Annotated in this window: 11 protein-coding genes and 1 pseudogene; 8 read left to right on the top strand and 4 right to left on the bottom strand. The window is 59.4% G+C overall.

The window, feature by feature from the left end:
• The first annotated feature begins 2 nt into the window (after positions 1-2).
• The 5 genes from ORD17_RS07050 to radA are packed head-to-tail and all read left to right on the top strand — an operon-like array spanning position 3 to position 4,830.
• A complete protein-coding gene (locus tag ORD17_RS07050) occupies positions 3-602 on the top strand; it encodes a PqiC family protein (RefSeq protein ID WP_308387611.1) in 600 nt (199 codons plus the stop codon).
• A gap of 6 nt (positions 603-608) precedes the next feature.
• Positions 609-1,319: a hypothetical protein gene (locus tag ORD17_RS07045; protein ID WP_308387610.1), complete on the top strand. Its 711-nt coding sequence runs from the start codon at positions 609-611 to the stop codon at positions 1,317-1,319.
• 1 nt (position 1,320) lies between these two features.
• Positions 1,321-2,334 (top strand): lysylphosphatidylglycerol synthase transmembrane domain-containing protein, encoded by a 1,014-nt coding sequence (locus tag ORD17_RS07040; protein ID WP_308387608.1) that lies wholly within the window; start codon positions 1,321-1,323, stop codon positions 2,332-2,334.
• A gap of 40 nt (positions 2,335-2,374) precedes the next feature.
• Positions 2,375-3,478, top strand: a complete 1,104-nt coding sequence (gene alr / locus ORD17_RS07035; protein WP_308387607.1) for an alanine racemase — start codon at positions 2,375-2,377, stop codon at positions 3,476-3,478.
• Entirely contained in the window at positions 3,475-4,830 is a 1,356-nt protein-coding gene (radA, locus tag ORD17_RS07030) for a DNA repair protein RadA (RefSeq protein WP_308387605.1), read from the top strand. The genes alr and radA overlap by 4 nt, the downstream gene beginning before the upstream one ends.
• Positions 4,831-4,844: 14 nt before the next feature.
• Here the strand turns inward: radA and ORD17_RS07025 are convergent, their stop codons facing one another.
• Positions 4,845-5,414 carry an EAL domain-containing protein gene (locus ORD17_RS07025; RefSeq protein ID WP_308387603.1) on the bottom strand — a complete coding sequence of 190 codons (570 nt, stop codon included), beginning with the start codon at positions 5,412-5,414 and terminating at the stop codon, positions 4,845-4,847.
• Positions 5,415-5,448: 34 nt separating this feature from the next.
• On the opposite strand from ORD17_RS07025, the gene ORD17_RS07020 reads away from it, so the two are divergent.
• Genes ORD17_RS07020 through ORD17_RS07010 form a run of 3 tightly spaced genes read left to right on the top strand, consistent with a single transcriptional unit; the run spans position 5,449 to position 7,726 of the window.
• Complete coding sequence (locus ORD17_RS07020; RefSeq protein WP_308387602.1) at positions 5,449-5,748, top strand: hypothetical protein; 300 nt, start codon at positions 5,449-5,451, stop codon at positions 5,746-5,748.
• A 1-nt stretch (position 5,749) separates the two neighbouring features.
• Positions 5,750-6,115: an IS66 family insertion sequence element accessory protein TnpB gene (tnpB, locus tag ORD17_RS07015; RefSeq protein WP_308387601.1), complete on the top strand. Its 366-nt coding sequence runs from the start codon at positions 5,750-5,752 to the stop codon at positions 6,113-6,115.
• 15 nt (positions 6,116-6,130) lie between these two features.
• Positions 6,131-7,726 (top strand): IS66 family transposase, encoded by a 1,596-nt coding sequence (locus ORD17_RS07010; RefSeq protein WP_308387600.1) that lies wholly within the window; start codon positions 6,131-6,133, stop codon positions 7,724-7,726.
• Here the strand turns inward: ORD17_RS07010 and ORD17_RS07005 are convergent.
• The 3 genes and pseudogenes from ORD17_RS07005 to ORD17_RS06995 all read right to left on the bottom strand — a co-directional run bounded on the left by ORD17_RS07005 (position 7,705) and on the right by ORD17_RS06995 (position 14,073).
• Positions 7,705-10,092 carry a diguanylate cyclase gene (locus ORD17_RS07005; RefSeq protein ID WP_308387599.1) on the bottom strand — a complete coding sequence of 796 codons (2,388 nt, stop codon included), beginning with the start codon at positions 10,090-10,092 and terminating at the stop codon, positions 7,705-7,707. The genes ORD17_RS07010 and ORD17_RS07005 overlap by 22 nt on opposite strands.
• Positions 10,093-10,506: 414 nt before the next feature.
• Positions 10,507-10,617, bottom strand: a pseudogene (locus tag ORD17_RS07000) (transposase); the annotation flags it as partial.
• A gap of 252 nt (positions 10,618-10,869) precedes the next feature.
• Positions 10,870-14,073 (bottom strand): type I restriction endonuclease subunit R, encoded by a 3,204-nt coding sequence (locus ORD17_RS06995; RefSeq protein WP_308387598.1) that lies wholly within the window; start codon positions 14,071-14,073, stop codon positions 10,870-10,872.
• Positions 14,074-14,103: the final 30 nt, after the last annotated feature.

The raw sequence follows: 14,103 nt of genomic DNA, 5'->3' as shown, positions 1-14,103 counted from the left end.
CCATGGCCTGGATCCGTCTCTGTTTTCTTCTTGTTTTCACGCTACTCCTCAGTGCCTGCGCCAGCACCCCAACGCAGTACCTGAGCTTGCGTGCGCAAGGTTCGCCCCTACCCAATCAGCCACTGGTAGAGAGGCACCGCCTGTTGATCGTCGATCACGTACAGATGCCTGCCAGTATCGATCGCCTCTACCTTACCCGCCGTAGCGGCGACAATGGCATGGAGGTATCCGGGCATGTGCGCTGGATTGCCCCCTTGGGAGGCATGACGCAGCGCGTGTTGACGGAAGATCTGCGCCGGCGCCTAAGCGATGTTACCGTGCTGCTTGCCGGTTCTCCGGTACCCGACGATGCGCAACCCACGCATCTACGGGTGCAGGTCCAGGAATTTCTGCCGACGGGCAACGGTCACGTTCTGCTCGATGCCGATTACTTCCTGCTCAATGCCGCTGGCCATGTCGAATATGCTGGACATTTTCATCACCGCGTTCACGCTGATTCGTCCGCAACTGCGCAGGCACAGGCCATGAGCACCTGTATCGCAGAATTGGCACAGGACATCGCGCGACACCTCCCAGCAGAATACCGCGCGAATAGCCTTTAGCTCAGCATGGCAAGTCCGTTACGCGAAGGCCCGCTGCCCGCAACGGAGGCTGTCAAGCTCCAGGGCAGGGATTGTCAATACCAGTTTCGTCCGCTACGCATCAGCGATGCGGCCGCAGTACGACAGATCTGCTGCGAAACCGGATTCCTGGGAGAGCCTATCGAGCCTCTCTGCGGTGACCGGGAACTTTTCGCGGCGCTCATGGTAAATCCTTACCTAGAGTACGCCCTGGATTGGGGCCTCGTCGCCGAACGGAACGGTCAGGTCGTCGCTTATCTCCTGGGTGCTCCACCAGACTTCGACGCTTCAGTCTTTCGCGTGGCCGCGCAGGCAACTCTGAAGATGCTCGGGCGGGCGGCCGCCGGAAGCTATCGTGAGCAGCCGCAAACCCTGCACTTCCTCAACTGGCTGCTGTTCCGCAGCTATCGCGAGCGCCCATTGCGACCAGCCCATGCCGCGCACATGCATTTCAATGTGCGCAGTCCCGAGCGGGGTCACTTTCTGGGTCTGCATCTCTGGCAACAGTTTGAGGCGCTGTTGCGCGCGCGCAGCGTTCTGCACTACTACGGAGAACTCTTTTCCTGGCCAGGACATCGTCCAGAGCGCCCCTACCGACGCTATGGTCTGCAAGTCTTCGATCGCGTGCCGAGCAGCCTTTTCGACTATGCGAGCGATCTGGAAGTGGAGAATATCTGCGTGTACAAACGTCTGGATTGAGATGAACATCAACCTGCGTTTCTGGCTGCTTCTCCTCCTCGCCATCGCTATCTCCCTGCTGCCGATTTGGTATTTCATGAATGGCCAGGCCATCCACCTGATCAGCGAGATACATCTGCAGCTACTCCTGGGACTGACGGCCCTGATGCTTTTGAGCTGGCTGGCCGAGGCTCTGCGCCTGCATCTGATCTGCGCCGGCGTGGCGCTGCGCATCCCTCTACGGAGTGCCCTGCCGCTGGTCATGGCTGCCGAATTTGCTGGGGCGGCAACGCCGGCAGCCTCCGGCATGGGGGCCGCCTACCTTGTCTTTCTCTACCGGCGCGGCCTCAACATTGGTACGGCAGCGGCAGTTCTGCTCGCTATCGCCATCACTGATCTTCTCTTCCTGATTGCCATCTTTCTTTTTTCCTTGCTGTATCTTCTCTGTTTCCAGAACTCTTTGCCTGACGTGCGCATCATTCTCTGGCTGGCATCGCTCAGCTTTGGCACCACAGCTCTCTTATTTGCGATCTGGCATTTCCAGCGTCGACGTATCATTCGCGGCATCGATCGCCGATTTTTGCGCTTCTCCTGGTATCAACGCTACCGGCAACGCATTGCGCTGTTCTTTTCGCGTTTTCTGAAGGCCCTGGAGTTGCTGCGCGCACTCCCTTGGCGACAACGGGGGAAAATCTTTCTGAGTGCCGCCGGCTACTGGACACCACGCTATCTGGTCCTCTGGGCGTTGATGCAGTATGTTGGTGGTCAGGTCAGTGTGCCGTACATCGTGGTCAGTCAGACTTTACTCAACCTGACCTCGCAGCTGAGTTTCCTGCCCGGTGGTGCAGGCAGCGTCGGTGCAGCCTACGGTCTGCTCTTCGGCGCCAGCCTGTCCCAGGCCGATATTGCTTTTAGTCTCCTCGGTTGGCGTCTTTTCACCTATTACTGGTATCTCTTTCTCGGCATGCCGTGGTTCTTTTATGAGTGGGGCTGGGGCAAAGAGCATCCCGGCAAACATCAACGGAAAAGCGTATAACTCCCAAGACGGACAAGGCTCCCCTTGCTATCATTGCCGCATGAGTCGCCCCAACCAAGTAGAAATCTCTGTCTCTGCGCTGGCCCACAATCTGGCTGTGGCGCGCCGTGCCGCGCCCCACGCTCGGGTAATGGGCGCCATCAAGGCCAATGCCTACGGTCACGGCGCGGCTCTGGTCGCCACGCTTCTGGCGGAAGCCGGCATCGACGCCTTTGCCGTGGCCAGTATCGAAGAGGCCGAGGAACTCCGGAACTTGCAGCTCCGCCCCCGTTGCACCGCCCTGGCCGGTCCCTTTTCTGCAGGGGAGATTCCCCTGGCAGCAGCGCATGGTCACCGCTTGGTATTGCAAAATTTTGCCCAAGTCGCCTGGTTGCGGGAGAAGCGCTGGCAGGAGCCGCTGGAGCTTTTCGTCAAATTCGACAGCGGTATGCATCGGCTCGGCTTTTCCCGGGACGAGCTGGCGCAGGTATTTTTCCAACTGCTCGGCGGGGTCGGCGGACCTCTGCGGATTCTGGGCCTGCTGAGTCATCTGGCCCGCGCCGATACCCCAGAAGATCCCTACAATGCCGAACAGATCCGTGCCTTCCATGCGGCTTGCGCGGACTTCGGTCTGCACACTGCCGGGCAGCACTCTCTGCCCAACTCGGCGGCCATACTCGCCATGCCGGCGGCGATCACTCCCTGGATTCGGCCGGGCTTGCTGCTCTATGGCTTGGCACCCATCCACGGACGTAGCGCCGCCGACCTGGATCTGCAGCCCGTCTTACGTTGGCAGAGCGAGATCATCGCCGTTCGCCAGTTGCGCGCCGGGGACTGGCTGGGCTATGGCCCGAGCTGGCAAAGCCCGCGGGACTGCCGCGTGGGAGTGATTGCCTGCGGCTACGGCGATGGATTGGACCGCCGCCTGGGACTGCAAGAGGCCCCCATTCTGGTGAACGGGCAGTGGAGTCATTTGCTCGGCCGGATCAGCATGGATCTCGCCTTTGTCGCGCTGGATGGAATCACTGCCGATATCGGCGATCCAGTGCAAATCCTTGGCGGGCCAGAACTCCCTCTGGAAGACTGCGCCGAACGCCTTGGCACCATCCCTTATGAAATCGGAACCCGCATCGCCCAGCGGGTACCCAGGCTGCGCGTGCCGTGAGTCGAGAGCGCAGTCTCTACGTCTGCCAGACCTGCGGCGCCAGCAGCCCGAAATGGATGGGACGCTGTGGGGAATGTGGCGCCTGGAACAGCCTGGTGGAAGAGCGGGCAGCGCCGGCATCCAAAGGTAGCCGCGGCAGCAGTGCCTACGCCGTGGCCAGCCCGCCGCAACGCCTGGCTGCCGTGCCCATTACCACCATCCGCCGACAAAGTACCGGCCTGCAGGAGCTCGATCGCGTCCTGGGCGGCGGTATCGTGCCCGGGGCAGCGATCCTCTTGGGGGGAGAACCCGGCATCGGCAAATCGACCTTATTGTTGCAGGGCGCCGCCGGCATGGCGCAAAACGACTCGGTGTTATACGTGACCGGCGAAGAATCGGCCGCGCAGCTTGCCCTGCGTGCCCAGCGACTGGGAATCGGCGATCTCGCCATCGAGGTCCTAGCCGAAAATCATCTGGAAAGCATCGAGGCACAGACTGCCCAGCAAAGACCACGGGTATTGTTGATCGACTCCATCCAGACCCTGTTCAGCGAAAATCTCCAGTCGGCGCCGGGCTCCGTCGCCCAGGTACGAGAATGCGCGGCGCGCCTGGTACGTCTCGCGAAAACCCAGGATATCAGCCTGTGGATGGTGGGACACGTGACCAAGGAGGGGGCGATTGCCGGCCCTCGGGTACTGGAACACATGGTCGATACGGTACTGTATTTTGAAGGGGAAGCCGGTAGCCCCTATCGTATCGTGCGGGCCATCAAGAATCGCTTCGGCGCCGCCAATGAACTCGGCGTCTTCGAAATGCAGGAAAAGGGCCTGGAGGAAATCAGCAATCCCTCTCGTCTTTTTCTGAGTCAACACCAAAGGCCGGTTCCCGGCAGCATCGTGCTCCCCACTCAGGAAGGCAGCCGCAGCCTGCTGGTGGAGGTACAGGCGCTGGTCACTCCCAGCCCCCTGGCCAATCCGCGCCGGGTCGCGCTGGGGCTCGATCCCAATCGATTGTCCCTACTGCTCGCCATCCTGCATCGCCATGGTGGAAGTTTCTTGTTTGACCAGGATGTCTTCGTCAACATTGCCGGTGGAGTGCGCGTACTGGAACCGGCCGCCGATCTGGCCGTCGCTCTAGCGGTACTCAGCGCCTTTCGCAACGAACCGGTAGAAGAAGGCTTGGTGGCCTTTGGCGAATTGGGTCTGGCGGGGGAGTTGCGTCCCGTGGCCCACGCCGAGAGCCGCCTGCGCGAGAGCGAGAAACTCGGATTCGAGCACGCCGTCCTGCCCCAAGGCAAGATACCCTCCAGCGCCATTCGCCTGCATTCCGCCCGCTCCCTGGCCGACGCGGTACAATCGGCCTTTGGACACTAGACACACCGGGCCGGTCAGGCCGGTTGTGCATGCAAGCAGACAGCGTCGAGCAGGGCCGTAGAGAAACGCCGATGGCAGTCCTCCACGGCCGCCCAGTCGGCATCTCGCACTCTTCCATTTTCTGTCCGCAAACAGCCAATCAAGGCATGATACTCTTGGTGCAAAGTCATCAACGTGGCATCCGGAGCAAGCCCCAACTGTTCCAGTCGACGCTCCTCGGGACAGGCGTGCGCGTTCGCCATTGCCTGGAAATCAACGATTTCGGGATGCAGCCCCAGCGTCTTTTCGAGAATATCGAAATGAGAGATGTGCTGAGCGTATAGCCCCAGAAAACTTGCTGGAATACTGCCCCTATCCTGCAGGCTTCGATCCAGAAACTCCTGCAATATAGGCATCGGCATCGGACGAGCGATGGCATACCCCTGAAAATACCGTACCCCCATCTCCATCAAGGCATCGCGAATCGCATCACTTTCCACCCCTTCGGCCACGAGATCGATGTGCAAACCCTTGGTCAAGCCCAAGACCGACGTAAGCGATCGCTCCGCGGCGTTCTTTCGTTGAGGGTATTGTGTTGCCAGCATGATGGCTCCTTGGGACGCTTGGAGAAGTAAGATCATGCGCAGCTCGGAAGAAAAGACGCGGTATTGGCAGGAGATGGTGACGGCACAAGAGACCAGCGGGCTGTCAACGCCGCAGTTTTGCCAAGGGCAGGGTCTGGTTCTTTCGCAATTTTACTACTGGCGGCAGCGGCTGCGGGGTGGGGCCAGCCAAAAGACGGCGGCATCTTCCAGCGTTGCCCCCTTGCCCGAGTTCCTGAAGCTGGGATTGCCAAGCGAGCGGGAGACAGGGATTTCTTCCTTGGAGATTCGTCTGGACTTGGGCGCCGGCTGCACCCTTACCATTCGCCGCGGCTGAGATGTTTTTTCCCGAGGGGCGCATCCGGGTCTTCGTCTGCCGGGTACCGGTAGACATGCGCAAGTCTTTTGACGGGCTGTCGGCTTTGGTGCGGCAGTTCCTGGGGCAGGATCCCTTGTCTGGGCACTGTTTCGTCTTCGTGAACCGCCGCGCCACGCAGATGAAGGTGATCTACTGGGATCGCACAGGGTATTGCCTCTGGGCCAAGCGCCTGGAGCGCGGCCAATTCTGGAGCTGGCAGCGACCTCCAGCGGGGGAGTTGGATTGGACCGGTTTGAAACTCCTGCTCGAGGGCCTCGAAGTGGCCAAAACACGCCGTCGCTATCAGCGCCAAGTCCCCGAAAAACTGGCGGAAACTGGGAGTTAGCGCTATGATTCTGCAATGGAAACAGAGACTTCCTCGCTCCCACGCAACTACCCCGAAGCCCTCGCCGCTTGGCAATTGCAGGTGCTCCTCAACCAGTCCCTGCGGGAAGAATTTCAGGCACAGATCCAAGGTCTTCAAGCCCAGCTGGATTGGTTTCGCCGCCAGCTCTTCGGACCCAAGAGCGAGCGCCGTCTTCCGCCTCCTCCCATAGAGCAGCTCAGTCTCGGCGAGATCTTCGAGGCGCAGGAAAAACAGCCGGTTCCTACCCGTACCGTCGCTGCCCATACCCGCACGGTGGCCAAGCGCCCCGAGGAGAAGGCAGAGAGCCTGCCCTTCTTCGACGAATCGCGCCTGCCGGTCGAAACCATCGTGCTGCCGGCTCCCGAGACCCAGGGGCTGGACCCTTCGGCCTATGAGATCATCGACACCAAGATCAGCTATCGCTTGGCCCAAGAGCCCGCCAGCTATGTAGTTCTCAAATACGAGCGGCCCGTAGTGAAACTGCGCGACTCCGGAAAGATCACCCAGGCCCCGGCGCCTGCCGCGGTCTTGGAGGGTGGTCGGGCTGACGTCAGTCTCCTGGCGGGAATCCTGATCGACAAATTCCTCTACCATCTGCCCTTGTATCGGCAACATCAGCGCATGACCCAGCAGGGGCTGCGGGTGAGCCGCTCCTGGCTCACGGACTTGGTGCAACGCTCCATCTTCCTGCTTGCACCGATTTATGCGGCGCAGTTCGAGAGCATTCGCCAATCGCGGGTGCTGACCATGGATGAAACCCCCATCAAGGCCGGATTGTCAGGGAAGGGCAAGATGCACCGAGGGTATTTCTGGCCCGTCTTTGGCGATGCCCAGGAGATCTGCTTTCCCTATGCCGCCACCCGGGGCACGGTCCACATCGAAGAGCTACTCGGCAAGCTGCCGCCGGGCACCGTACTCCTGAGCGATGGCTATGCCGCCTATGCCCGGTTCCAGAAAGAGAACGAAGGGCTAGTCCATGCCCAGTGCTGGGCGCATAGCCGCAGAGAATTCGTCAAGGCCGAGGCCCATGAGCCCGAGCGGGTGGCCGAAGCCCTCCGGCAGATCCGGGAGTTCTATCGCATCGAGGAAGAAATCCAGGAGAAACAACTCACCGGGCAGGCCAAGCGGGAATACCGCAGACGACATACCCTGCCGCTGGTGACAGCCTTCTTCCACTGGGTAGAGCAACAGCTCCAGGACATCGCCCTGCTACCGAGCAACCTCTTCACCAAGGCCTTGGCCTATGTCCATAGCCGCAAAGGTCCGCTCCAAGTCTTTCTGGAAGATCCCGACGTACCCATAGACAGCAACCACATCGAACGACAGATCCGACCGATTCCCCTGGGCCGGAAGAACTGGCTCTTTTGCTGGACCGAGTTGGGCGCCGAGTATCTCGGGATCATCCAGAGCCTGCTCAGTACCTGCCGGCTTCAGGGGGTGGACCCGTACGACTACCTCGTCGATGTCCTGCAACGGGTGGCCACCCACCCCGCCAAGGACGTGGCGCAGCTCACCCCAAGACTCTGGAAAGAGCACTTCGCCGCCAACCCCCTGCGTTCTCCGCTGTATCACGTCCGCAAGCCCGCATAAAGAACGCCGCGGGGAGACCGGTTACAGACCGACTGCACAAAACGCAGATCCTGGGGGCGATCCTCCAGACAACGCACAAAGCCCTGATCCAGCTTTGCCTTATCGACCGGCAACTCTTTCAGACGCAAGAGGGAAGAATATCCACTGCCAATATCATCCAGCGCCAGGCGAAAACCCATCACCTTCAAATCGAGGAGGTGATCCATCGCTATCTGGCGGTCGATGAAGTCGTGACTTTCCAAAATCTCCAAAGTGATTCGCGCGGGATCGACGCGGAAATCATCGACAATCTTTTTTATCGCCCCCATGCAGGCAGTACCCAGTACCCGCGGATCGATGTTGACCGATACCCAGTATACCCGTCCCTCTCGCTCGAGGGCCTGCAAATCGACGATCGCCTGTCGCAGCATCTGCTCTGTCAAACAAAAGACATCTCTTTCGGTAAGCTGACCCAGGAAGTCACCCGGCCCCCAGACCTTGCCGTCCTCGTCCACCAAGCGCGCCAGTGCCTCCAAGCCAACGATCTGTTTACGTCGTTGATCCCAAATCGGCTGGTACCAGCTTCGCAGCCCGCCGGCACGAAAGAGCATCCGCAGCGGATACAAGCTCTGGACGCTTTCGTCCGCGCTCCAGAATGCCCACGGTGCATTCCGAATTCCCTTGTTCCGTTTGGATTCGAACATCGCCTGGTCGGCTTCTCGCAGCAGCAGCTCGAGGTTACTGTTGGCAGAGAGTGGGTAAATACTCACTCCCATGCTCACCTGAAGATGAATCTGCTCACCTGATTCCAGAACCAATGGTTTTTCCACCGCAAGATTGACCTTGCGCAACACACTCTCGAGCTGGTCAATATCGCGCAACCCTTCGAGCAGCAGGATAAACTCGTCACCACCGATTCGGACAACGCAATCCGAGTGCCGCAACGAATCCTGCAAACGCTGCGCGAGCCGCTGCAACATGGCGTCACCCAGGTCGTGTCCGATGCGATCGTTGACTTCCTTGAAGTCGTCCAGATCGAGCACGACCAAGGCCAAGAGGCGTTCACTGCGATCTGCCCGGGCGCGCGCTCGGGGTAATTCCTCTTCCAGCCCACGTCGGTTCATCAGGCCGGTCAACGGATCGTGCAGCGCCATTTTCTCCAGCTCCGCCTCACGTGCTTTCTGGTGGGTAAGATCATGGAAATAGCCAATATAGTTGGTTACTTCTCCCGCATTGTCACGTACCGCTCGAATCTGGAGAAATTCGGGGAGCAATTCACCATTTTTGCGACGATTCCAGATTTCTCCTCGCCACTCGCCATCCCGCTGCAGCTTTTCCCACATCAGCTCATAGAAATTGCCGTTCTGCAACCCGGAGTGCAGAATCTGCGGCGTCAGTCCCAAAACATCGCTTTCGGCATAACCGGTCAGCCGCGTAAATGCCTGGTTCACGCGCACGATGCGCTGTTGCGCATCAGTGATCATGATGCCTTCCTGGGCCTCGAATACTTGCGCGGAAAGGCGCAGCGCCTCGCGCTGCTGGCGCTCCACGCTGACATCCCGCTGCACACTCACAAACTGAACCACCTGCCCCTGATGGTCGCGTATTGGATTGATCGACAGTTGGTTCCAGAAGGAACTGCCATCTTTGCGATAATTGAGAATTTCTCCGCTGTAAGACTGCCCTGCATCCAGGTGCTGGCGTATACGCGCAATGGTTTCGGCTGAGGTCTTGGGCCCCTGTAATATGCGGCAATTCTTGCCGATCAATTCGGCCAGACCGTAGCCCGTCATCTGCGCAAATGCGTTGTTGAAATACAGAATGTTTTGCTCTGCATCCGTCAGCAATACGCCCTCACTGATCGAACGCAATGCCGCGGCAAAGCTACGATCACGTCCGTCTACTGGGGTCTGGAAGAGGATTTGCGCGACTACTGCAGCAATTCCCTCCAGCAATCTCTCCTGCTCTGGTGTCGGCGTACCCACCCGAAAACTGGTGAGTGCAAAGCTGCCAACTGCCTGGCCAAGAGGATCCCGAATCGGTGCCGACCAGCAGGCGCGGATCTGTAACGAATGGGCAAGTTCGCGTAGCCGCAGCCAACGCTCGTCCTCGGTTGCGTTGTGCACCAAAACTTTCTCACCGCTCAGAACGGCGCTGACACAGGAGCCGTTGCCTTCGATCACGCGCAAGCCGTCGAAGCGCTCCCGCAGTCCTTCGGGGAGACTGGGTCCCGCGTACAATCGAAGTTCCCCTTCCAATCCCAGAAGCATCACCGTCGCCAGCGCTCCAGGAACGATGCGCTCGCCAAGCAGACACAAGGATTCGACCAAGGGAAAAGCGGCGTCTGCCGCCTCGGGCACCACTGGATTACACGACAAACCGAGCACTGTACGGAACTCCCACCCCTACCACATGCCCCTTTGTGCAGAGGCTCGCCCCAACTCTCATCAACTTACAAGCAAAAAAGGCCCGCCAGTAAACCCTGAGATTCCAGCGAGCTTTCCCACAATACTCCAACTTTCAACAAAAACAAGTCTACAAGAGACTAGGGTGAGCAAAGATCAAAGGTACATGTCAGAACGGTTGCGCACATACGTATAGATATCAACCTTGGAATATCCATGCAACATATTGATTATGGATACCTTATAAGATTTTTTCAACAACAGACACGGATTATGTTGAAATAACTGTTTTGTTTCCGCGTTGCGCAAGGCCCTTCGAGCGTGGTACGCACTAAAAGGTGTACTGGGCACGGAGATTTTCCGATTCTAGCAACGTTGCACCGCCCTCCTCAAGTGGTCATGCCCACATATCGGGCACCGGAAGCAGTTTAGCCAGCGCTGCGGCTTCAGCGCTTCCATGCAGGCCGCCTCTGTACCAAAGCGCTCCCGCCACTGCACCAGATTCACCGCTTCCGCCTTCATCTTCAACCCTCCAACTCTATTCGCATACAAGGAGCTTCTGCTGAAAATAGTTCAGAGGCATGTATTTCTAAAACAACGGCGTCCACTACACCTAGACTATCCCATAAAGCATATCCAATGCGTCAAATTTCCATTTTTCGGATTCCTCCCAGGTAATTAGGTCATCGGTATTTAAGGGCTTCACGGATTTCCTTTAAAAAATCCTTAACGAACAGATCTACTTCCCGATTAGCCATGTCAGAGCGACCCTCCACGCGACACCGACCACCCAGACGACAACGCCTCGGCTTGCTGCAACACGGTTTGTACGGCAGTGTCCTGAAGATCAGGCGGATAGCCGTACTTCCGCAGGATGCGCTTGACCAGCACGCGCATCCTGGCGCGAGCCGAGTCACGGTGTGCCCAGTCAACCGACACGTTCTCGCGCAGGCCTATCAGCAGTTCGTGGGCAATCACACGGAGCTTGTCGTCACCCATCACCTGCACCGCGCTTTCGTTCTCGGCCAAGGCGTCGTAGAAGGCGATCTCTTCGTCTGACAGCCCGGATTCTTCGCCACGCTGGCACGCTGCACGGATATCCTTGGCCAGCTCGATCAGCTCCTGCAGCACCTCGGCGGTAGTGATCGCGTTGGCGTGGTAGCGCGCTACTGCGTCCTCCAATCGCTCCGAGAAGGCCTTGGTCTGCACCACGTTGGCCTTGCTGCGCGAGCGAATGCCGTCGTTGATCAGCTTGCGCAAAGCTTCCAGCGCTAGGTTCTTCTTCTCGATGTGCTGGAGTTCAGCCAGAAACTCATCGGATAGGATGGAGATGTCCGGGCTCTTGATGCCCGCTGCAGCCAGAATGTCCACGATCTCGGTCGAGACCACCGCGCGGCTGACGATTTGCTGAATAGCCAACTCGCGTTCTTGCTGGGTTACGCCAGAAGCCGTAGCGCTCTTGACCAGCGCGGCGCGGATCGCCTGAAAAAAACCGACTTCTTCCCGGATTTCGCGGGCCTCGTCGGAGGCGGACGCCAGGGCGAACGCCTTGGACAAGGCCAGCACGGCGTCCTGGTACCGGCGGTGAGCGCTCTTCTTGCCGTCCTGGGTTTTCTCTTCCGCTGCCAGCTTCTGTTGCAGGTCGAGAATCCATTCGATGGCCCCCGCCATCATCGCTAGGCGCTGTTGCGGCGTGCCGCTCATTGCCGATGCGTAGTCAAAGCCGTGGTACATGTCCCGTACGACTTCGTATTTCTCCATCATGACCGCGATGGCCTGCGTTTCGTCAACGCCAGTGTTTTCTTGGTCGTTTTTGGAGTACTGCTGCAGCGCCGATTTCAGGTTTTGCGCAATGCCGATGTAGTCCACGATTAGCCCCGCAGGCTTATCACGGAACACACGGTTCACGCGTGCAATGGCCTGCATCAGCCCGTGTCCGCGCATTGGCTTGTCCACGTACATGGTGTGCATACACGGCGCGTCAAAGCCGGTCAGCCACATATCCCGCACGATCACCAGCTTGAGCGGGTCTTTGGGATCGCGGGCACGCTTGGCCAGCAGATCACGCCGGGCCTTGTTGCCGATGTGCTGCTGCCATTCCTGCGGGTCGCTTACCGCGCCCGTCATCACGATCTTGACCGCACCCGCGTTGTCATCGTCGCTGTGCCACTCTGGGCGTAGCTTGACGATCTCATCGTAGAGCTTCACGCAGATGCGGCGGCTCATGCAGACGATCATCGCCTTGCCATCCAGTGCTGCCAAACGGGCCTCGAAGTGCTGCACGATGTCGGCTGCCACCTGCGCCAGACGCTTGTTGCTACCGACCAGTGCCTCTACCGTGGCCCACTTCTGCTTGGCACGCTCGCGCGAGGGCTCCTCCTCGTCCTCTAGAATCTCCTCGACCTCGGCGTCGATCTTCGGCTTCGCCTCCTCGTCGAGTTCGATGCGCGCCAGCCGCGACTCGTAGTAGATCGGCACGGTCGCGCCATCCTCGACAGCCCGGCTGATGTCGTAGACATCGATGTAGTTGCCGAACACCGCCGGTGTGTTCACATCGTCCGCCTCAATGGGCGTGCCGGTAAAGCCGATGAAGGATGCGTTCGGCAACGCATCACGCATGTACTTGGCGAAGCCGTAGGAGATTTCGCCGGTTTTCACGTCCACCTTGGCCTTGAAGCCGTACTGACTGCGGTGTGCCTCATCCGCGATAACCACCACATTGCGGCGCGTGGTGAGCGGCTCCGCGATCTCGCCGAATTTCTGCAAGGTCGTGAAAATCACGCCGCCCGATGCCCGGCTCAAGACCTTTTGCAGATCGTCGCGGCTCTCGGCCTGCACCGGCGTCTGCCGGATCAGGTCGCGACACATCGTGAAGGTCGAGAAGAGCTGATCGTCGAGGTCGTTGCGGTCGGTCAGCACCACCAGCGTCGGGTTGGCCATGGCCGGGTGTTTGACCAGAAGACCTGCGTAGAACGCCATCAGCAGGCTTTTGCCGGAGCCTTGGGTGTGCCAGATGACGCCCGCGCGCTTGTCACCCTGGCTTTGCGTCTTCACACTCGGCAAACCGTAGTCGGTTGGGTTTTCGGCCACACCTTGCACAGGGCTAGAAGCGCGAATCGTGGATGCCACTGCGTGCCGCACCGCGTGAAATTGGTGGTAGCCCGCGATGATCTTGATGAGACCAGAGCCCGTGTCGCCGAACACCGTGAAATCGCGCAGCAGATCGAGTAGGCGGCGATGCTCGAATACGCCTTCAATCAGTGTCGAAAGTTCCGGCGCACCTTTCGGGGCAATGTCCTCGCCGTCGGTGGTGCGCCATGGCATGAAGCGCTCGAGGTCTGCCGAGAGCGAACCCACCCGGGCGGCAATGCCATCCGAGGTGACCAGCAGCGCGTTGGTGTGGAACAGCGCTGGAATCTGCTTCTTGTAGGTCTGCAACTGGTTGAATGCGGCCACGAGATGCGCTCCCGCACTCCCCGGCGCTTTCAGCTCGATCACGCCCAGCGGCAAGCCGTTCACGAACACCACCACATCGGGGCGCCGGTTATTCTGGCCGTTGATCACGACGAACTGGCTCACCGCCAACCAATCGTTCTGCTCCGGGTGTTCGAAGTCGATGAGCGCGACCTTGCCCGCCGTCAAGGTGCCATCGTCGGCATAGTACTCAACATCCACGCCTTCGGTCATCAGCTTGTGGAGGCGGCGGTTTTCTTCGAGCAATGACGGCAGTTCGGACTGCGTCAACTTCCGAATTGCATCTTGACGTGCCTCCAACGGAAGGCCGGGGTTCAGGCGCGCGACGGCGTCCTCGAACCGTTTTTTGAGCACGACCTCATCGTGACTCTCGCGCTCCGGGCGGTGCCCATCGGGGCCGATGTCCTCCTCTCGTTCGATCTGGTAGCCCAGCGCGGCAAGCTGTTCCAGCAGTGCTTGCTCCACGGCGGCCTCCGACAGAAACGCCATTACGGTTCTTCTCGTTCCGCAGCGGCGGCA

The sequence above is a fragment of the Acidithiobacillus sp. AMEEHan genome (assembly GCF_030996345.1).
Taxonomy (GTDB): domain Bacteria; phylum Pseudomonadota; class Gammaproteobacteria; order Acidithiobacillales; family Acidithiobacillaceae; genus Igneacidithiobacillus.
Note: the sequence above shows the minus strand (reverse complement) of the source record. Positions and strands in the feature narration are given on the sequence as shown.

Bases quoted from the DNA above. Each gene is read 5' to 3' on its own strand.
- ORD17_RS07050 (WP_308387611.1), top strand. From the start codon at position 3: ATGGCCTGGATCCGTCTCTGTTTTCTTCTTGTTTTCACGCTACTCCTC.
- ORD17_RS07045 (WP_308387610.1), top strand. From the start codon at position 609: ATGGCAAGTCCGTTACGCGAAGGCCCGCTGCCCGCAACGGAGGCTGTC.
- ORD17_RS07040 (WP_308387608.1), top strand. From the start codon at position 1,321: ATGAACATCAACCTGCGTTTCTGGCTGCTTCTCCTCCTCGCCATCGCT.
- alr (WP_308387607.1), top strand. From the start codon at position 2,375: ATGAGTCGCCCCAACCAAGTAGAAATCTCTGTCTCTGCGCTGGCCCAC.
- ORD17_RS07025 (WP_308387603.1), bottom strand. From the start codon at position 5,414: ATGCTGGCAACACAATACCCTCAACGAAAGAACGCCGCGGAGCGATCG.
- ORD17_RS07020 (WP_308387602.1), top strand. From the start codon at position 5,449: ATGCGCAGCTCGGAAGAAAAGACGCGGTATTGGCAGGAGATGGTGACG.
- tnpB (WP_308387601.1), top strand. From the start codon at position 5,750: ATGTTTTTTCCCGAGGGGCGCATCCGGGTCTTCGTCTGCCGGGTACCG.
- ORD17_RS07010 (WP_308387600.1), top strand. From the start codon at position 6,131: ATGGAAACAGAGACTTCCTCGCTCCCACGCAACTACCCCGAAGCCCTC.
- ORD17_RS06995 (WP_308387598.1), bottom strand. From the start codon at position 14,073: ATGGCGTTTCTGTCGGAGGCCGCCGTGGAGCAAGCACTGCTGGAACAG.